Below are 17701 nucleotides of genomic sequence, written 5' to 3'. Positions count from 1 at the left end.
GAAGAAGAAGGGAGCGGACGTGAGCTACTCCGTGGGACAGGTCGCGGGCTTCGCCGGCGTCACGGTGCGCACGCTGCACCACTACGACGACATCGGGCTGCTCGTCCCCGGCGAACGCAGCCACGCGGGTCACCGGCGCTACGGCGACACCGACCTCGACCGGCTGCAGCAGATCCTGTTCTATCGGGAGCTCGGTTTCCCGCTCGACGAGGTCGCCGTCCTGCTCGACGACCCGGACGCGGACCCGCGCGCACACCTGCGCCGGCAGCACGAACTGCTGACCGCCCGGATCGAGAAGCTGCGGAAGATGGCGGCGGCCGTGGAGCACGCCATGGAGGCACGCAAAATGGGCATCAACCTCACTCCCGAGGAGAAGTTCGAGGTCTTCGGGGACAAGGACCCGGAGCAGTACGCCGACGAGGCGGAAGCGCGCTGGGGCGGCACGGCGCAGTACGCCGAGTCGCAGCGCCGCGTCGCCCGCTACACCAAGGAGGACTGGCAGCGGATCCAGGCCGAGATGGCCGACTGGGGCGCGCGTTACGACGCCCTGATGACCGCAGGCGAACCGCCCGCCGGCGAGGCCGCCATGGCCCTCGCGGAGGAGCACCGGCAGCACATCTGCACGTGGTACTACGAGTGCTCCCACGAACTGCACCGCTCCCTCGGCGAGATGTACGTCTCCGACGAGCGCTTCAAGGCGTTCTACGACTCGATGCGCCCGGGTCTCGCCGAGCACCTGCGCGACGCGATCCGGGCGAACACGGACCGCCACCTGGCGTGACGCACGCCCGGTCGGCGTTCAGGGGGCTGTCAGGAGCCACCGGCAAACGCGACAAGTAATTAAGGAGAGCGCTTAACTTTCGCCGGTCCGCCGCATTACCCCTGTAATGCGATGGCCCCCTGCTTGCCGGTCAATTAACTCATAACTTTAGACCGCATGGCGTGTTACCTTCGAGCGCCTTGACGACGGAACTCGTGTGGCAGCGCCGACTTTCCGGCGCGTGCACATTCGCCATGGCCGTCGGCAAAGCGGGGGGAGCGCTCGTGGCGAGTCACATGAAGAACGCGAGCCCGGGAGTCGGGGCCGCGAACGGCGCGGGGTCGGTGGCGAGTGTCGCCAAACAGCACACCGGGCTGCTGCTCACAGGCGTGCTGCTCGGCCTGCTGGGGGTGGGCGCCGCGCTCGCCCAGCCCTGGGCCATCGGCAAACTGATCGAGGCGGCTGGCAGGGACGCCCCGCTGACCGGCCCGATCGCACAGCTCGTCGGCCTCTTCTGCGCGGGTGCCCTCTTCTCCTCGCTCCAGGCCTACGCCATCGGGCGGGCCGGGGAGAATATCGTTTTCGACGTCCGTCAGATCCTGGTCGGGCGGCTTCTGCGCGCCGATCTCACCGCGTTCGGGAAAGAATCCCAGGGCGATATCTTCACCCGCACGGTCACCGATACCTCACTGGTGAAGATCGCCCTCTCGCAGAGCCTCGCCCAGCTGATCATCAGCGGCGCCACGGTCATAGGCGGCGTCGTGCTGATGTTCCTCATCGATGTGTGGCTGATGGCCATCACCATGAGCTGCCTGGCAGCCGCCAGCATCGTCTCCATCGCGCTCGCCCGGAAGCTGCGCAAGGTCGCTCTGCAGAACCGGGACGACACGGGCGCGTTCGCCGGCGACATCCAGCGGGTGCTCTCCGCGCTGCCCACGGTGAAGGCGTCCCGCGCCGAGTCCCGTGAGGCCGCCCGCATCGGCGGGCTGGCCGAGAGGACGCGGCGTTCGGGCATCCGGGTCAACGCCTACAACGCACTGCTGATGCCGTCCATGAACGTCGGCACGCAGGGCGCCCTGGCCGTCGTCGTGGGCGTCGGGATGGCCCGGGTGGCCCGCGACGAGATGGACATGGCCAGTTTGACCACGTTCATCATGTATCTGTTCCAACTGGTGTCGCCCCTGGTCATGTTCTTCATGGGGGTGGGTCAGTTCGTCCAGGGCCGGGCCGCCATCCACCGGGTGGACGAACTCGCCCGCCTGGACCAGGAGGGCCACGACCCGGCGGGCGTGGCGGGCCCCGCGCCCCTCAGGCAGCTCGCCCGGCACCGGCCGGCGGTCGAATTCCACGACGTACGCTTCGCCTACCGGCGAGGCAAGCGGGCGGAGAAGACGCAGGTACTCAACGGTGTCTCGTTCAGCGTGCCGGCGCGTGGGCTGACGGCGGTGGTCGGGCCCTCAGGCGCGGGCAAGACCACCATGTTCCAGCTGATCGAACGCTTCTACTCGGTGGACGGCGGCCGCGTGCGGCTCAGCGGGCACGACATCGAGGAGCTGCCCCTCGACACGCTCCGCGGGCTGGTGGGCTATGTCCAGCAGGACAGCGCGGCCATGCGCGGCACCATCCGGGAGAACCTGACCTACGCCAATCCCCATGCCGGCGACGGCGCCATCCGGGAGGCGGTGGAGATGGCCGGCCTCACCTCGGTGATCGCCCGTCTCCCGCACGGACTCGAAACCGAACTCGGCGACCAGGGCAGCGGATTGTCCGGCGGTCAGCGCCAGCGCCTGTGCATCGCCCGCACGCTGTTGCAGCAGCCCGCGGTCATGCTGCTGGACGAAGCCACCTCCAACCTGGACTCCGACTCGGAGCGGGATTTTCGCGACGTGGTGCGCCGGGTCTCCCGGCGGTGCGCGGTCATCGCCATCGCCCACCGGATCTCCACGGTGATCGACGCCGACAAGATCGTGGTGATGGAAGGGGGCAGAGTCCGGGCCACCGGCGTGCACCACGACCTGATGGAGCGCGACGAACTCTACCGGCGCCTCGCCTCCTCGCAACTGCACGCCGAGCCCGGCTTCGCCGCCCACGCGACCGTCCCGGCGCCCGTCCCGGAACGGGTGGAACCGTGGACGCCTCCGCCCTCCTTCGCGGTCGGCTGGCCGCCGCATGTCGGACTCGCCGAGCAGACGTTGCAGCTCCGGCCCGTCAAGAGTGAGGAGCAGAGGTGAGCACCACCGATGTCGCCATCGTGGGCACCGGACCCAACGGTCTCGCGGCCGGTGTGGTCCTGGCCCGTGCCGGTCTGCGCGTGGAGCTCCACGAGGCGGCCGAGACCATCGGGGGAGGGCTGCGCACCGCTTCGCTCTTCGACTCCGGCGTCGTGCACGACATCTGCTCCGCCGTCCACCCCATGGCCGCCGCCTCTCCGTTCTTCCGCGCGTTCGACCTGGCGGCCCGCGGGGTCGAGCTCCTGCAGCCCGAGATCAGTTACGCCCATCCGCTGGACGGGGGCCGTGCCGCCCTGGCCTACCGCTCACTGGCCAAGACCTGCGAGCACCTGGGCGTCGACGGCCCCGGCTGGCGTCGGCTGATGGGCCCGCTGCTCGAGCGCAGCGAAGCGGTCGTCGACCTCGTCCTCTCCGGGCAGCGCGCTCTGCCGCGGGACCCCGCCGCTGCCCTGCTGCTGGCGAGCCGGGTAGCGGTCCACGGCAGCCGGCTCGGCGCGGCGCGCTTCCGGGGCGAGGAGGCGCCCGCCCTGCTCACCGGCGTCGCCGCGCACGCGGTCGGCAAACTGCCGAGCGTGGCGTCCGCGGCGGTGGCCATGCTGCTGGGCCACCTGGCGCACGGGACGGGGTGGCCGCTGCCGCGCGGTGGCAGCGGCCGTATCGCACAGGCGCTGGCCGAGGACATCACGGCGCACGGCGGCGTCTTCCACACCGGACACCACGTGACGGACCTGTCCGAACTGCACGGCGCACGCGCGGTGTTGCTCGACACCAGCCCCAAGGGCCTGCTGGCCCTCGCGGGCGGCCGGCTGCCCCGCGCCTACGCCCACGCTCTGGAGCGGTTCCGCTACGGTCCGGGCGCCGCCAAGGTCGACTTCCTGGTCTCCGAGCCGATCCCCTGGAGCGACCCGGCGGTGGGCCGCGCCGGAACGGTGCATCTGGGCGGCACGCACGCCGAGATGGTGCGGCAGGAGACGGCGAACGCCCACGGCGTGCGGACCGGGGAGCCGTTCGTCCTCGTGGTGGACCCGGCGGTGGCCGATCCAGGGCGGGCCCTGCCCGGAAAGCGCCCCGTGTGGGCGTACGCGCATGTGCCGAACGGTGATCCGACCGACCCCTACGACCTGGTCCGGGCACGGATCGAGCGCTATGCCCCCGGGTTCGGGGACACCGTCGTCGCCCACCGTTCCGTCGCCGCCGCCGCGTACGAGGCCTACAACCCCAACTACGTCGGCGGGGACATCGGTTCCGGGGCGATGACGCTCTATCAGAGCGTCGCGCGGCCCGTACCGCGCTTCGACCCCTATCGCACGCCGCTGCCCGGAGTCTTCCTGTGCTCCTCGGCCACCCCGCCGGGTCCCAGCGTGCACGGAATGTCTGGATACCTGGCCGCGCTCTCCGCACTCCGGCATTGTTTCGGGATATGTGAGGTACCCAACTTGGCGTCCGATCCGGCACCACTCGAATTCGGGCGTCCCGGCTGGTAGGGGGCGCGCTCGTTCGCGGACTCGTCAACTCCCGCTATCTCCACATGGTGTGGTAAATCGACGTCCGAAATCCATGGAACAGGCCATGGCGCGTTTGGTACGGTGGAGTCAACGAAGCTCCCCACAAGCTCCGTTGAGGCGTTACCGTGCTGCTGTCTGACTAACCACGCGGGTGGTTGCGGAGCTTTCCGTGACCGCTGTAGCCGGCATCCCACCTCTCGCCCGGCTCCAACTCCTCGGCTTCATGACGCTCCCATCGGTATGGCAGTGGGGACATCATGAACGGGGAATATCTGTGGTGACCGGAGTTGAAGACATAGGCTACGGCAGACAGTTCGAAGGTTGGTACGACCGGCTGATCCCGGACGACAGGATTACCGCCGAGGCCGTAAAGGGGCTCCAGGCCCGCCACCCTGCTCCCGAGGCGGGGACTCTTGAATTCGGCGTCGGCACCGGGCGGATCGCCCTCCCGCTGTCCCGGAGCGTCGGCCATGTGACCGGCGTGGACTCCTCTCCGGAGATGCTGGACGCGCTGCGCGTCAAGCTGAAGGACGGCGGGGACGTCACCCCGGTGCACGGGGACATACGCACCTACACCTCGGAATCCCGCTACGGAATGGTGTATTCCGTATGCGCGACCCTGTCGTGCCTGACCACTCCAGAGGACCAGCAGCGGGCCGTTCAGCGTGCTGCCGACCTCCTGGTCCCCGGTGGCCGGCTGGTCATCGAGACGCACAACAAGCCGGCGATCCTGGAACTTCACGAGGGCCGGACCCGCACCACTTACTTCGTCCCCTACCCGGAGCCGGGGACAGGTGTGCAGACCCATTCCACCCTGCTCGACGGCGGCCTGTGGCACTGCTCGCACATCCTGTACCAGGCCGACGGCACCACCAGGGTGGGCAGCGAACTGACCCGGCTGACCACCCCGGAAGACGTCGACGGCTACGCCCGCGCGGCCGGGCTGGAGCCCGAGGCCCATATGTCGCGATGGGACGGCACCCCTTACACCCAGGGGGCGCCCATGTTCATGTGCTCCTACGTCAAACCCTGAGCGCAGTACACACAGCACGCGTTTGGCAATAAGGGGGTTGCACGTGGGGCGTCCGCCAGTACTTCCGGTAGACAAGAAACTCGGCCTGGTGGTCAGAGTGATGAGCGGCGAACTGACAGCGGCCGAAGCCGCCCGGGAAGCAGGAGTGTCCGAGCAGTCGGTATCAAACTGGCGTCGGCAGTTTATTGAGGGCGGCCGTAACGGCCTGGCCGGCGAGGGCGGAAGACACACCGAGGAAGCGTCCCGGATGGCCGAGCTGGCAAAAGAAAACGCCATGCTGAAGACGACGATCGGCGAACTCTACATGGAACTGCGGAAGTACGGACGGAGCACGGCCGTACGCCCGCCGCAGCGTCGTGAAGGAACCCGCCCGGGACGGCTCGTCAATTAACTCATTAATTGAGTCCGGAATCACATGTTAGCCTTCCGGGCAGACAGTCACTTCACATCACGGGGGAGGGAATGTGGCGTCTTTGGAGCGCCAGTTTGCTGTCGGCATTTCTGGATTGGCCGGCGCAAGCCTTCTGACCGGTGCAGTAACTCGATTCACCGGTAAACGCGAGCGTGCGCGTCGCTATATGCTGCACGAGCGGCCGGACGGGAGTCTCGTCGAGGTCGACGTCCATATCCCTCCGCAGGCACAGCGCGCCGTTCTGCTCGACAACGGTATGGGTGCGCCTCAGGAATACTGGGACTGGGTCTGCGGCGCACTTCCCCCGGACATGGGGTATGTGCGGTTCAACCGCCCCGGCTACGGGCTCAGCACGCCGGACACCCGATACGGCGTGGAGTCGCACTTCGAGCTGTTGCAGGAGCTGCGCGACACCTACATCGCCGGCCTTCCGGTCGTCCTGGCGGGCCACTCCCTGGGCGGGTACTTCGTCGCGGCCTATGCGGCGCGGCATCCGGACGCGGCGAAGGGCGTGACCCACGTGGTCATGATCGACGCCACCGAAGTGATCAGCCTGCGTCACGCCCGCCGAACCGACGTCGACCGCTGGTCCCACCAGCGGATGGTGATGGAGCAGGTGTTCGCCGCCACAGGTCTCTCGGTCTTCCGCCCCGCCATGAACGTGAACCAGCAGTACCGCCCGGACATCAACCGGAGCTACAGGGCGTTCCTGGCCACCCCCCGTACATGGGCCACGGCCCATCGGGAGTACCGGGACGCGATGACCTATCCGGAACTTACCGAGCTGGACTGCCCGTTGACCGTCATCACGGCCGAGAACAACATCGGCGACAACACCCTGCACGCCGGGATCCAGGCCAGGCTGGCCGTCATCTCCAAGCGGGCCCGGCACCACTTCGTCGTCGGCTCCGATCACGAGTCCCTGCTCTCCGCGCGGAAGCACGCCGAAGAGGTCTCGGAGCTGATCGCCGGCGAACCGCCTTCCGAACCGCTCGGGCCGTCGTGGCGGCCGTCCGTCACGGTGCCCCGGGCCGCTGAGAACCCCGCGGAGCGGGAGGAGGAGCTGGCGTGATCATGAAGGTGGACACCGAACGCGTCAAGGTCGCCGCCGTCACGACCTCGCTCGCCGTATGGCTGGTCGCGACGGCCGTGGCACAGATCCCCGAGCAGCGCTTCGACGGTCTCCTGCGCCGTGGGAAGTTGCGCATCCCAACCCCGAACTGGCGCTTCTTCGGGCCGAACCCGGGTGTCAAGGACAACCATCTTCTCTACCGCGACATCACGGACGGCAAGCCCGGTGAGTGGATGGAGGTTCCGATCGTCCAGGACAGGCCGTGGTACGCACTGGCCTGGAACGCCCGCAACCGGAGCCCGAAGGCCCTGTTCGACGCGACGCAGCACGCCCTCACCTATGCGGTCGCCTTCGGATCGGAGGTACTTCCCGTGACGACGGCGACCGGGTACCGGCTGCTGGCCCGCTACATCCAGCTCCACCTGCCCCATGCCGAAGGCGCCTCACGCAGCCAGTTCATGCTGCTGCATTCGTACCCCACCAGCCCGGAAGACCGGCAGATCGAACCCGTCTTCGTCTCCATGGAATTCCCTCTGGAGGGAGACGTCACTCCTGCCGGCGCACCTTCTCGTCTGGCCGCATAGCGAGTCGATCAACCCTCTCGACTGGAAGCTGCGAACTCACTCGGCACCCTCGTGCCGCGTGAGTCCGCGCCCTCCCGCCGAACGGCTGGAGAACTCGCTCTGAGCTTTTCCGAGAGAAAGAGAACATCAATGTCTGTTGTGGCTGACTTCGCCAACACCGAGCTGGCCGACGTGACCCCGGGCCGTATCGGCAACGAGGCGACCCCGACCATGCTCACCCCGACGGCCACCCTCGCCACCCCCGAGGGTGTCGCGGTGACCGCCGCGACCGCGTACGCGTTCAACGAGGTCACGAACGACCTCGCGGGCTGAACAATCGGCCGGCAGGCGACGCTGACCGGCATCGCCGGCTCCGTCTGATGAAAGACGCGGCGGCACGGTACGCCCGATACGCATACCGTGCCGCCGCTTTCCGTATCCACCGTACTCGCATCACACCATCGGGAGCACCCATCCATGTTCCTCAGCGCTCCGCCCGAGGTCACGGCACGCCGAGTGGCTTCGCTGGGTACGCTGGTCTCCGCACTGGAAATGCTGAGCCAGACGCGTAAGTTCGAAGACGGCGAAATGCTGAGCGGCCAATTGGCGAACATGCGCCCCAAGTTCGCCAAGCGCTTTCCCCGGCTGACGCGCGCCCTTGAGTCCAAGCAGGCAGCGGTCGCCCTCTACGGGGTACAGGCGGGTGCCTCCGCGGCCACGCTGATCTGGGGTCACAAGCGCGGAGTGCGCACGGCGGGCAGTGCCGTTCTGGCGGTGACGGGCGCGGCCGGACGGCTGCGCTCCCCCTTCGGCGGGGACGGCGCCGACCAGCTCCAGCAAGTGATCAACATCGCCCTCGCCTCGACCGGCACCTTCAAGGACGACGAGAAGGCCCGCGACGTGGCCATGCGCGCGCTGGCCCTGGAGACGACCATCTCCTACATCGCGTCCGGCGTGGTCAAGCTCGTGTCCCCGGTGTGGCTCAGCGGAGAGGCGTTCAGCGGAGTCATCCGTACGCGCAACTACGGGGACCAGCGCGTCTACCGCCTCGTGCACAAGTACCCGATGGTGGGAAAGCTCGTGACCTGGGGAACGATCGTCGCAGAGGTCTCCTTCCCGCTGGTCTTCGTACTGCCCAAGCCCGCGGCGAAGGCATTCCTCGGCTCGATGACGCTGTTCCATCTGGGAATCGGGCAGTTCATGGGCCTCAACCGCTTTGTGCTGGCCTTCGGCGCCACTCACCCGGCGCTTCTCTACGTCTTCGCCCAGAACGAAAAGCGCGCGGAGCTGACCGGAAAGACCGCCGCGGCCATCGCCCCCGTGGCGGCATCCGCCGCACACCACGCGAACGCTGCCCTGCACAAGGTGTGACCCCGAAGGCGTACGAGCGCGTGAAGCGAGCCGGACTCCCACCGGACCCACACGGTGGGCCTCCGGCTACCGCGGGGGAGGCCGCGGTCACCCCGTGTACTCGGGCTCGACCACCACGGCCGTCCCGTACGCGCACACCTCCGTGCCGACGTCCGCCGCCTCCGTCACGTCGAAGCGGAACGCGAGCACACCATTGGCACCACGCGCGCGTGCCTGCTCGACGAGCCGCTCCATGGCCTGGTTGCGGGTCTGCACGAGCGTCTTGGTGAGACCGCGCAGCTCGCCGCCGACCATCGACTTCAGCCCGGCGCCGATCTGGCTCCCCAGGTGCCGGGAGCGCACGGTCAGGCCGAAGACCTCGCCGAGCACCTTCTGCACGCGGTAGCCGGGTACGTCGTTCGTGGTGACGACGAGGACGTCTGGGCTGGGGCCCTGTCCGCCGCCGTATTCATCGATGCCCATGGTTCACAGCTTTGTCCGGGACGGCCCACAGTGCATCCTGAGTACGCCCATGGAACCTGGGCCATGACGGCTGCGTTGATACTTTGAAGCAGCCAGCCCAGCCCGTACCCCCCAGCAGCAGGAGCCACATCCCCGTGACCACGCTTGCGCTCGGCCCCGAGTGGCTCGACCCGAACTACCTGATCGAGACCTTCAGCCTGCCCGGCATCCTGCTGATCGTCTTCGCGGAGTCCGGACTCTTCGCGTTCCTGCCGGGTGACTCCCTGCTGTTCACGGCGGGTCTCTTCGTGGCCGAGGGCAGCTACATCACGCAGCCCCTGTGGCTGGTCTGCACGCTGATCGTGATCGCCGCCGTCGTCGGCGACCAAGTGGGCTACATGATCGGAAAATTCCTGGGCCCGAAGCTCTTCAACCGTCCCAACTCCAAGCTCTTCAAGCAGGAGAACCTGGACAAGGCCCACGAGTTCATGGAGAAGTACGGCCCCAAGGCGATCGTCCTGGCCCGCTTCGTCCCGATCGTGCGCACCTTCGCCCCCATCGTGGCCGGCGCCGGCCGTATGAAGTACCGCACGTTCCTCACGTACAACGTCGTCGGCGGTATCGCCTGGGGCACCGGCGTCACCCTCGCGGGCTACTGGCTCGGCCAGATCTCCGTCATCAAGGAGAACGTCGAGTCGATCCTCGTCCTGATCGTCCTGCTCTCCGTCGTCCCGATCATCATCGAGTACCTCCGCGACCGCTCCAAGAAGAAGCGCGCCGCGTCCGAGGCCCCGGCGGCCCAGCCCTATCCCCCCGTCATGGACGACGCGACGACCCAGCTCCGCCGCATCACCCCGGACGACCAGCCCCAGCACTACCAGCAGCCCCCGCACGGCAACCAGAACGGCTACAACGACCAGCAGTACTACGGCCAGTACCCCCAGGCCCCGGGCTACGGCCAGCAGCAGCCGTACGGCACCCAGCAGCCGTACGGCACCCAGCAGGGCGGGAACCAGCCCCCTTACAACGGCGGCTACTGAACTCGGCGCTAGAAACCCCGCGTCCGCTTGGCGGCCCGCCGCTTCTCCGCGGACCCGATCCGCAGGAACATCCGCGAGATCTCGGACCCCAGATTCACCCCGATGGCGATCGCCATGGCCAGAGCCACCGCCTTGGACAGCGACACCAGCCCCTCGTCGACCTCGTTCTGCGCGATCGCCAGCAGCCCGAAGTACGTCGCGGAACCCGGCAGCAAAGGCCCGATCGCCGCAGTCGTGTACGGCAGGGCCGAAGCGAACTGGTACCGGGACAGCAACTGCCCGAACAACCCCACCAGCCCGGCAGCCGCCGCCGTTGACGCCACCGGCGAGATGCCCCCTGCATAGTGCATCGCGCCGTACACGATCCACGCGACACCCCCGTTCAGCGTCACCCACACCACGGTGGATCGTTCCTGCTGAAGCAGCACCGCGAACGCCAGCGACAACAGCATCGACGCACCGATCAGCAGCGTCGGATCGTCCGAGACCCCGAGCGCCGCGTCCGGGTTCAGCCGGGCCCCCAGCTGTACGCCGAAGTACAGCACCAGCAGCACGCCCGCGACGATGCCCACGAAGAAGTACAGGACCTCCAGCAGACGCGCGGACGCGGTGATGTAGAAGCCGGTCAGCCCGTCCTGCACCCCCGCCACCAGCGCCCGCCCGGGCAGCAGCGCGAACAGCCCACCGGTGATCACCGCGGAGGCCCTCACGTCCACATGGCTGAGCGTCAGCGCGACACCGATCGCGGCCGGCGGCGTCGCGGCCACCGTGAACTGGTAGAACTCCGGCAGCCCGCGCCCCGCGCACAGCCACGCCAGCCGGTCGCCGAGCATCGCGCCCAGCGCGGCCGCGACGAACACGATCAGATCACCGCCGACGAGCACGGAGGCCGCACCCGCCAGCAGCCCGCTCGCGCCGGTCAGAGCCCAGCCGGGGTAGGGGTGCCGGTTACGGCGGATCTCGGCGAGCCGCCGGTAGGCCTCCTCGAGGGAGACCGCCGTCTCGTCGTCGCTGAGGTCGTCCACGAGCTGGTACACGGCCGCCAGCCGCGTGTAGTCGGTGCCTCTGCGGCGTACGGTCCGCGACGCCGTGACCGGGTCGTCGACGAGCGACGGCTGGTACGAGATCGCCAGCAGCGTGAAGGTGACGTTGGGCTCGCAGCGGTCCAGGCCGTACGACCTGCAGACGGCGAACATGGCCGCCTCCACGTCCTCGGCGCCCTCACCGCCCGCGAGGAGCAACTCGCCGATACGCAGCGTCAGGTCGAGCACGCGCGGTACGGCCGGTCCCGAGTCGTCACTGCCGCGCTGACTAGGCTCCGGCGCCGGCCGCTCCGCCACCGGCATGCGCAGCATGGTGCGCATCCGGTCCTGCCAGGGCACGTCCTTGGTCAGGCTGACCACGGGGATACCGCTCGGCGGGGTGAACGCCGACGGGGCGTGCTTCGCGCTGTACGTGCTCGGCGGCGTGAACGCCGACCCCTCCGGCTCCGCCGAGGGCACCTGCGAGACGTCCAGCCCATCCGGCAGAGCGAACTCGGACGTCGCCTCGGACTCCGTACCGGTCGACCTGGGTACGGCGAGGCCCTCGGGGATCGCGAACTCCGACGTCGTCGACATGTCCCCGTCGATGGCGGCCCCCGCCGGAGGCAGGAACATGCTCCTCGCCTCGTCCGACTTCGGCTTGCGGTCCTCCGCGTCCGTCACTGCCTGGCGCTCCCATGTACGACCCTGCACGTCAGCCTGAGTACCCGTCTGCCTCAGTATGCGCACATACGGACGAACGGGCCGCACGCTAAGGCGTGCGGCCCGTGGGCATCACGGGATGGGTGGGGTCAGTGCCCGCCCTGCTCCTTGAAGCGCTTGTAGGACCGCTCGATCTCGGCCTCGGCGTCCGTACGGCCCACCCAGTTGGCGCCCTCGACGGACTTGCCGGGCTCCAGGTCCTTGTAGACCTCGAAGAAGTGCTGGATCTCCAGGCGGTCGAACTCCGACACGTGGTGGATGTCCCGCAGGTGCTCCACACGCGGGTCGTGCGCCGGCACGCACAGCAGCTTGTCGTCGCCGCCGGCCTCGTCCGTCATCCGGAACATGCCGATCGCACGGCACTGGATGAGGCAGCCGGGGAAGGTCGGCTCGTCCAGGATGACCAGCGCGTCCAGCGGGTCGCCGTCCTCGCCGAGGGTGTTCTCGACGAAGCCGTAGTCGGCCGGGTAGCTGGTCGAGGTGAAGAGGCGACGGTCCAGGCGGATCCGACCGGTCTCGTGGTCCACCTCGTACTTGTTGCGCGAACCCTTCGGAATCTCGATCGTGACGTCGAACTCCACCGGTGGCTCCTCCATGATCAACACATAGTTCTGGTGGTTAAGTGTCCCTCACGCAGGTGTGTGATCGCGAAAGGGGCTGGTGGTCGTGCCGGAGCTGCGTCCTTGGCGGGCCGCGAGGCCGCACGTGGTGCGGATCGCGGACGCCGTACGACCGCGCCTGGCCAGGGCCGCCGCAGCCGCCAAACCACGGGTCGCGCGGCTCGCCCGAGCCGGGAAACCGCAGGTCGCGCGGGTCACGCGGCCGAAGACCTGGCAGTACACCGCGGGCGCCACCACCGCCGGACTCGCACTGGCCGCCGGTGTGGTGACCGCCGCCGGCCCCTGGGACTCCTCGGGTCAGCGTACGGCCGAGCGGGACCGGGCCGCTGCCCTGGGCCGCGCGGGTGGCACAGATCACGGACGCGCCCCCGGCGCGCCCGCGCAGCCCCGGCCGGCCCCCAGCGCCGGACCCGTGCTGACCGGCCTCGGCGGCGTCAGCACCGTGAAGTCCGCCCCGGACGGCAAGGCCCTCGCGAAGACCCTCACGCCCCTGCTGAAGGACCCGGCGCTCGGCCCTCGGCCCGCGGCGGCGGTCGTGGACGTCACGACCGGCAGGCGCCTGTACGGCATGGGCTCGGACGCCGCGCTCACCCCGGCCTCGACGACGAAGATCGCCACGGCCGTCGCCGCCCTGTCCGCGATGGGCGCCGACCACCGCCTCACCACCCGCGCCGCGCTGGAACCCGACACGAAGGAAGTCGTTCTGGTCGGCGGCGGCGACCCCACCCTCACGGCCCGCGAGACCTCCGACGGGTGGGCCAGCCTGCGCGCCCTGGCCGACCGGACGGCCGCGACCCTGACCCGGCGCGGCGTCCGCGACGTGACGCTCTCCTACGACACGACCCTCTACGCGGGCAGCCAAAAGCACCCGATCGGGGTCAACCCCAATCTCGCCCTCGTCAGCCCCCTGATGGTCGACGAGGGCCGCACGGACGACTCGACGAGCGGCCCGGTCACCCGTGTGACCGACCCGGCCGCGGACGCGGCCCGCCGCTTCGGGGACCTCCTGACGGCCCGCGGCATCAAGGTCACCGCCCCCGGCCCGTCGAAGGCCACCACCCGCGCGAAGACCCTGGCCACGGTCGCCTCGGCCCCGCTCACGGCCCTCGTCGAACGGATGCTGACCGACAGCGACAACGACATCGCCGAGGCCCTCGCCCGCCAGACGGCGATCGCCACCGGCCACCGGGCCGACTTCGCCGGCGCCGACCGGGCGATCAACGCCCGGCTCCGCAAGCTCGGCCTGCCCCTCGAAGGAGCCGCCTTCAAGGACGGCAGCGGCCTGAACCGCGCCGACAGACTGACGGCCGACCTCCTCGCCGCCCTCCTGGCCAAGGCGGCCGACCCCGCCCACCCCGAACTCCGCTCGGCCCTCACCGGCCTCCCCGTCGCCGGCTTCACCGGCACCCTGACCACCCGCTACACGGACGGCGCAGCCGGCGTCGTCCGCGCCAAGACAGGCACCCTGACCGGTGTGAACACCCTCGCAGGCACGGTCGTCGACCAGGACGGCCGCCTGCTGGCTTTCGCCTTCATGGCCAACAACACGACAGACCCGGCCACGGCCCAGACGGCTCTGGACAGGGCGGCAACGACCTTGGCGGCGTGTGGCTGCCGGTAGCCACCCGGCATCGGCGAACGAACCCCAGCGGCAACGCCGCCAACCGAAACGGACGCCCAGCTCCACCGTCCCCTCGCCGCCCTGCCCCAGCGGCCAGTGCTCACGTACGGTTGACACATGACGAGCCTCGGTGGTGCTTCAACCGGCATGGTCGACTGGAATCTCGCGGTCGCGACCGCGACCCGGCTGGTACGGCCGGGCCCCGACGTCAGCCGCGACGAGGCCCGGGCCGTCGTCGCGGAGCTGCGTCGGCATGCCAAGGCCTCGGAGGGACACGTCCGGGGCTTCACTCGTCTGGGCACGGAGGAGGGCCACGACACCCCCGTCCTGGTCGTCGACCGCCCGGGCTGGATCCGGGCGAACGTCGCCGGCTTCCGGGAACTCCTGAAGCCCTTGCTCGACAAGATGCAGGACCGGCGCGGCAACACCCCCGGCGGCGCGGTCATGGGTGCCGTCGGCGGCAAGGTCACCGGCGTGGAGCTGGGCATGCTCCTGTCCTTCCTGGCCTCCCGCGTCCTCGGCCAGTACGAGACCTTCGCCCCGGCCACGCGCCAGCTCCCGGCCGGGGGTCCCCCCGATGCACCGAACGGCGGCGGCCGGCTCCTGCTCGTCGCCCCGAACATCGTGCATGTGGAGCGCGAACTCGACGTCGACCCGCACGACTTCAGGCTCTGGGTGTGCCTGCACGAGGAGACCCACCGCACGCAGTTCACGGCCGTGCCCTGGCTGCGCGACCACCTCGAGGGTGAGATCCAGTCCTTCCTGGGTGAGACCGACGTCGACCCCATGACCGTCCTGGAACGCGTACGCGAAGCCGCCCAGAGCCTCGCCGGGGGCCGCCCCGAGGGCGAGGAGGACGAGGGCGGCCGCTCCCTCGTCGAGATCGTGCAGACCCCCGCCCAACGCGAGATCCTCGGCCGCCTCACGGCCGTGATGTCCCTGTTGGAGGGCCACGCCGACTTCGTGATGGACGGCGTCGGACCGGACGTCGTACCGAGCGTCGGGGAGATCCGCGAGAAGTTCCAGCAGCGCCGTGCCAAGGGCGCCTCCCGCCTGGACCTGGCCCTGCGCAAGCTGCTCGGCCTGGACGCCAAGCTGCGCCAGTACCGGGACGGCGAGCGCTTCGTACGGGCGGTCGTCGACGAGGTCGGCATGGACGGCTTCAACCGCGTGTGGACCTCGCCCAACACGCTCCCGACCAAGACGGAGATCGCCAAACCGGCGGACTGGATCGCGCGGGTGCATCGCAGGACCGAGTAGTGAACATCGCGGGAAGGTCGTGAAAGGAGTCGGGCCGACGGCAGGCGAACGCCCCTCCAATCACCCGTCCGAGGGACCGTGAGCGAGGGGTGGGCGTGCAATGCTCGGGGAACGGCCCGGTTCTGTCACCATCTACACACTCTGCGTGACCGGCATCGGGCTCACCCCCCGAAAACTTCATGAAGGGAACGGGACATGGGTCCCCATCCTGCGGTCGCGGCGATACGCCTGGCGGTCCGCCGCGTCCTCCACGACCTCCTCACCGAGCACCACCGCACCACCGCCGCACCCCCGCACGCCCCCTCGCACGAGCTGCCGCCCCCGCCGCTCGTGCTCGTGGCGTGCTCCGGCGGCGCCGATTCCATGGCCCTCGCCTCCGCCCTCGCCTTCGAGTCACCCAAGCTCGGCATCAGAGCCGGGGGCGTGACCGTCGACCACGGTCTCCAGCCCGGCTCCGACGCGCGGGCCGCGGAAGTCGTCCTGCGTCTGCGCGAACTCGGCCTCGACCCGGTCGACTCCGTCGCCGTGACCGTAGGCCGCGCGGGCGGACCCGAAGCCGCCGCCCGCGACGCCCGCTACGCCGCACTCGACACCGCCGCCGAACGCCACGGCGCCGCCGCGGTCCTGCTCGGCCACACACGAGACGACCAGGCCGAAACCGTCTTGCTCGGCCTCGCCCGGGGCTCCGGCATCCGCTCCCTGTCCGGAATGGCCGCGGTCTCGGGGACCGGCGGCCGTTACCGGCGCCCCTTCCTGGAACTCGACCGGCAGACCGCCCGCAAGGCCTGCATGGTCCAGTCCCTGCCCGTCTGGGACGACCCCCACAACGCCGACCCCGCCTACACCCGTTCCCGGCTGCGCCACGAGGGCCTGCCCGCCCTGGAGAAGGCCCTCGGCAAGGGCGTCGTCGAGGCCCTCGCCCGTACGGCCCGGCTCTCCCGCGACGACGCCGACGCCCTCGACTCCTGGGCGACCCAGGCCGAGGCCACCGTCCGCGACGCCGCCGGGCTCCTGGAGTGCGCGAAGCTCTACGCCCTGCCGCCCGCCGTACGCCGCCGCATCCTGCGCCGGGCCGCCGTCGCAGCCGGTGCCCCGGCCGGTTCGCTGTTCGCCCGGCACATCGAGGAAGTCGACCGGTTGATCACCGGCTGGCGCGGTCAGGATGCCATCAACCTCCCCGGCAAGGTCGTGGCCCGGCGGCAGGGTGGCAGACTGGTGATTCGGCAAGGCTGAATCACGTCCCCTCCGGGAAGTCGGTGGAGGGGCCGCTCAGTCCGGGACGACCGAAAGTGATGCGGGTGGACGCGAAAGACATGGGTGCCGACCTTCAGCAGGTACTCATCACCAAGGAAGAGATCGACGCCAAGCTGGCCGAGCTGGCCGCGAAGATCGACGCGGAGTACGCGGGCAAGGACCTGCTGATCGTCGGCGTCCTCAAGGGCGCGGTGATGGTCATGGCCGATCTCGCCCGGGCGCTGTCCACCCCCCTCACCATGGACTGGATGGCCGTATCCTCGTACGGGGCGGGCACCCAGTCCTCCGGTGTGGTGCGGATCCTCAAGGACCTCGACACCGACATCAAGGGCAAGCACGTCCTCATCGTCGAGGACATCATCGACTCCGGCCTGACCCTGTCCTGGCTGATCTCCAACCTCGGCTCGCGCGAGCCCGCCTCCCTCAAGGTGTGCACGCTGCTGCGCAAGCCCGAGGCCGCGAAGGTCGCCATCGACGTGGAATGGGTCGGGTTCGACATCCCCAACGAGTTCGTCGTGGGCTACGGCCTCGACTACGCCGAGAAGTACCGCAACCTCCCGTTCGTCGGTACGCTCGCGCCCCACGTGTACGGCGGCTGAAACTCCGGCCGGGTGCCGTGACGGTGATCGGGAACCCCAGCGGACTTCCCGCCGTTGGAGCATGCGTAGACGGATCGCCAGTCGTCCCGCGCGGCTTCAGGTGACAATGCTGGGGTACCGTCCGAAGAACAGGCTTTATCAAACTCACTATGGCAGGAGGGACGGGGCGGCACC

The 17701-nt window shown here is 69.4% G+C and carries 17 protein-coding genes; 14 read left to right on the top strand and 3 right to left on the bottom strand.

All coding sequences use genetic code 11. The features are described from left to right. Positions 1–19: 19 nt before the first annotated feature. The 9 genes from ACZ6TU_RS04970 (at position 20) to ACZ6TU_RS04930 (ending at position 8947) form a co-directional block, all read left to right on the top strand. Positions 20–781 carry a MerR family transcriptional regulator gene (locus tag ACZ6TU_RS04970; protein WP_467675043.1) on the top strand — a complete coding sequence of 254 codons (762 nt, stop codon included), beginning with the start codon at positions 20–22 and terminating at the stop codon, positions 779–781. A 275-nt stretch (positions 782–1056) separates the two neighbouring features. Continuing rightward, complete coding sequence (locus ACZ6TU_RS04965) at positions 1057–2991, top strand: ABC transporter ATP-binding protein (protein ID WP_469547361.1); 1935 nt, start codon at positions 1057–1059, stop codon at positions 2989–2991. Then, positions 2988–4475, top strand: coding sequence for a phytoene desaturase family protein (locus ACZ6TU_RS04960; RefSeq protein WP_467675045.1), 1488 nt, complete (start codon positions 2988–2990; stop codon positions 4473–4475). The genes ACZ6TU_RS04965 and ACZ6TU_RS04960 overlap by 4 nt, the downstream gene beginning before the upstream one ends. Before the next feature lie 295 nt (positions 4476–4770). Continuing rightward, a complete protein-coding gene (locus tag ACZ6TU_RS04955) occupies positions 4771–5529 on the top strand; it encodes a class I SAM-dependent methyltransferase (RefSeq protein WP_467675047.1) in 759 nt (252 codons plus the stop codon). A 43-nt stretch (positions 5530–5572) separates the two neighbouring features. Then, positions 5573–5920 carry a transposase gene (locus ACZ6TU_RS04950; RefSeq protein ID WP_392033627.1) on the top strand — a complete coding sequence of 116 codons (348 nt, stop codon included), beginning with the start codon at positions 5573–5575 and terminating at the stop codon, positions 5918–5920. A gap of 187 nt (positions 5921–6107) precedes the next feature. Then, entirely contained in the window at positions 6108–7013 is a 906-nt protein-coding gene (locus ACZ6TU_RS04945) for an alpha/beta fold hydrolase (protein WP_469546724.1), read from the top strand. A 2-nt stretch (positions 7014–7015) separates the two neighbouring features. Beyond that, complete coding sequence (locus tag ACZ6TU_RS04940) at positions 7016–7597, top strand: hypothetical protein (protein ID WP_467675191.1); 582 nt, start codon at positions 7016–7018, stop codon at positions 7595–7597. Positions 7598–7726: 129 nt separating this feature from the next. Beyond that, entirely contained in the window at positions 7727–7909 is a 183-nt protein-coding gene (locus tag ACZ6TU_RS04935; protein ID WP_467675051.1) for a linaridin family RiPP, read from the top strand. A gap of 144 nt (positions 7910–8053) precedes the next feature. Then, positions 8054–8947: a hypothetical protein gene (locus ACZ6TU_RS04930; protein WP_467675053.1), complete on the top strand. Its 894-nt coding sequence runs from the start codon at positions 8054–8056 to the stop codon at positions 8945–8947. A gap of 87 nt (positions 8948–9034) precedes the next feature. Here the strand turns inward: ACZ6TU_RS04930 and ACZ6TU_RS04925 are convergent, their stop codons facing one another. After that, positions 9035–9409: a YbjQ family protein gene (locus ACZ6TU_RS04925; RefSeq protein ID WP_467675054.1), complete on the bottom strand. Its 375-nt coding sequence runs from the start codon at positions 9407–9409 to the stop codon at positions 9035–9037. A 134-nt stretch (positions 9410–9543) separates the two neighbouring features. Here ACZ6TU_RS04925 and ACZ6TU_RS04920 point away from each other — a divergent pair, with 134 nt between their 5' ends. After that, complete coding sequence (locus ACZ6TU_RS04920; RefSeq protein ID WP_467675055.1) at positions 9544–10428, top strand: DedA family protein; 885 nt, start codon at positions 9544–9546, stop codon at positions 10426–10428. An 8-nt stretch (positions 10429–10436) separates the two neighbouring features. Here the strand turns inward: ACZ6TU_RS04920 and ACZ6TU_RS04915 are convergent, their stop codons facing one another. Together ACZ6TU_RS04915 and ACZ6TU_RS04910 are read right to left on the bottom strand one after the other, a co-directional pair. Next, positions 10437–12134 carry a threonine/serine exporter family protein gene (locus ACZ6TU_RS04915; RefSeq protein ID WP_469547359.1) on the bottom strand — a complete coding sequence of 566 codons (1698 nt, stop codon included), beginning with the start codon at positions 12132–12134 and terminating at the stop codon, positions 10437–10439. A gap of 128 nt (positions 12135–12262) precedes the next feature. After that, the gene (locus ACZ6TU_RS04910; RefSeq protein ID WP_003991985.1) at positions 12263–12754 is read right to left on the bottom strand and encodes an inorganic diphosphatase; all 492 of its coding nucleotides are present in this window, start codon (positions 12752–12754) and stop codon (positions 12263–12265) included. A gap of 79 nt (positions 12755–12833) precedes the next feature. On the opposite strand from ACZ6TU_RS04910, the gene dacB reads away from it, so the two are divergent. The 4 genes from dacB to hpt all read left to right on the top strand — a co-directional run bounded on the left by dacB (position 12834) and on the right by hpt (position 17527). Then, on the top strand, positions 12834–14414 hold the full coding sequence (dacB, locus tag ACZ6TU_RS04905) for a D-alanyl-D-alanine carboxypeptidase/D-alanyl-D-alanine endopeptidase (protein ID WP_467675059.1): 1581 nt from the start codon (positions 12834–12836) through the stop codon (positions 14412–14414). A 117-nt stretch (positions 14415–14531) separates the two neighbouring features. Next, the gene (locus ACZ6TU_RS04900) at positions 14532–15674 is read left to right on the top strand and encodes a zinc-dependent metalloprotease (protein ID WP_467675061.1); all 1143 of its coding nucleotides are present in this window, start codon (positions 14532–14534) and stop codon (positions 15672–15674) included. A gap of 195 nt (positions 15675–15869) precedes the next feature. Further along, on the top strand, positions 15870–16907 hold the full coding sequence (gene tilS, locus ACZ6TU_RS04895; RefSeq protein WP_467675063.1) for a tRNA lysidine(34) synthetase TilS: 1038 nt from the start codon (positions 15870–15872) through the stop codon (positions 16905–16907). A gap of 59 nt (positions 16908–16966) precedes the next feature. After that, the gene (gene hpt / locus ACZ6TU_RS04890) at positions 16967–17527 is read left to right on the top strand and encodes a hypoxanthine phosphoribosyltransferase (RefSeq protein ID WP_020270244.1); all 561 of its coding nucleotides are present in this window, start codon (positions 16967–16969) and stop codon (positions 17525–17527) included. The last annotated feature ends 174 nt before the right edge of the window (positions 17528–17701 follow it).

The sequence above is a fragment of the Streptomyces sp. NPDC052064 genome, assembly GCF_055585925.1.
This window is presented reverse-complemented; position numbering and strand designations above follow the sequence as displayed.

What these genes read in the sequence shown, in the direction of transcription:
- ACZ6TU_RS04965 (WP_469547361.1), top strand. Translation starts at nt 1,057, where the DNA reads ATGAAGAACGCGAGCCCGGGAGTCGGGGCCGCGAACGGCGCGGGGTCG.
- ACZ6TU_RS04945 (WP_469546724.1), top strand. Translation starts at nt 6,108, where the DNA reads ATGCTGCACGAGCGGCCGGACGGGAGTCTCGTCGAGGTCGACGTCCAT.
- ACZ6TU_RS04940 (WP_467675191.1), top strand. Translation starts at nt 7,016, where the DNA reads ATGAAGGTGGACACCGAACGCGTCAAGGTCGCCGCCGTCACGACCTCG.
- ACZ6TU_RS04935 (WP_467675051.1), top strand. Translation starts at nt 7,727, where the DNA reads ATGTCTGTTGTGGCTGACTTCGCCAACACCGAGCTGGCCGACGTGACC.
- ACZ6TU_RS04930 (WP_467675053.1), top strand. Translation starts at nt 8,054, where the DNA reads ATGTTCCTCAGCGCTCCGCCCGAGGTCACGGCACGCCGAGTGGCTTCG.
- ACZ6TU_RS04925 (WP_467675054.1), bottom strand. Translation starts at nt 9,409, where the DNA reads ATGGGCATCGATGAATACGGCGGCGGACAGGGCCCCAGCCCAGACGTC.
- ACZ6TU_RS04900 (WP_467675061.1), top strand. Translation starts at nt 14,532, where the DNA reads ATGACGAGCCTCGGTGGTGCTTCAACCGGCATGGTCGACTGGAATCTC.
- tilS (WP_467675063.1), top strand. Translation starts at nt 15,870, where the DNA reads ATGGGTCCCCATCCTGCGGTCGCGGCGATACGCCTGGCGGTCCGCCGC.
- hpt (WP_020270244.1), top strand. Translation starts at nt 16,967, where the DNA reads ATGCGGGTGGACGCGAAAGACATGGGTGCCGACCTTCAGCAGGTACTC.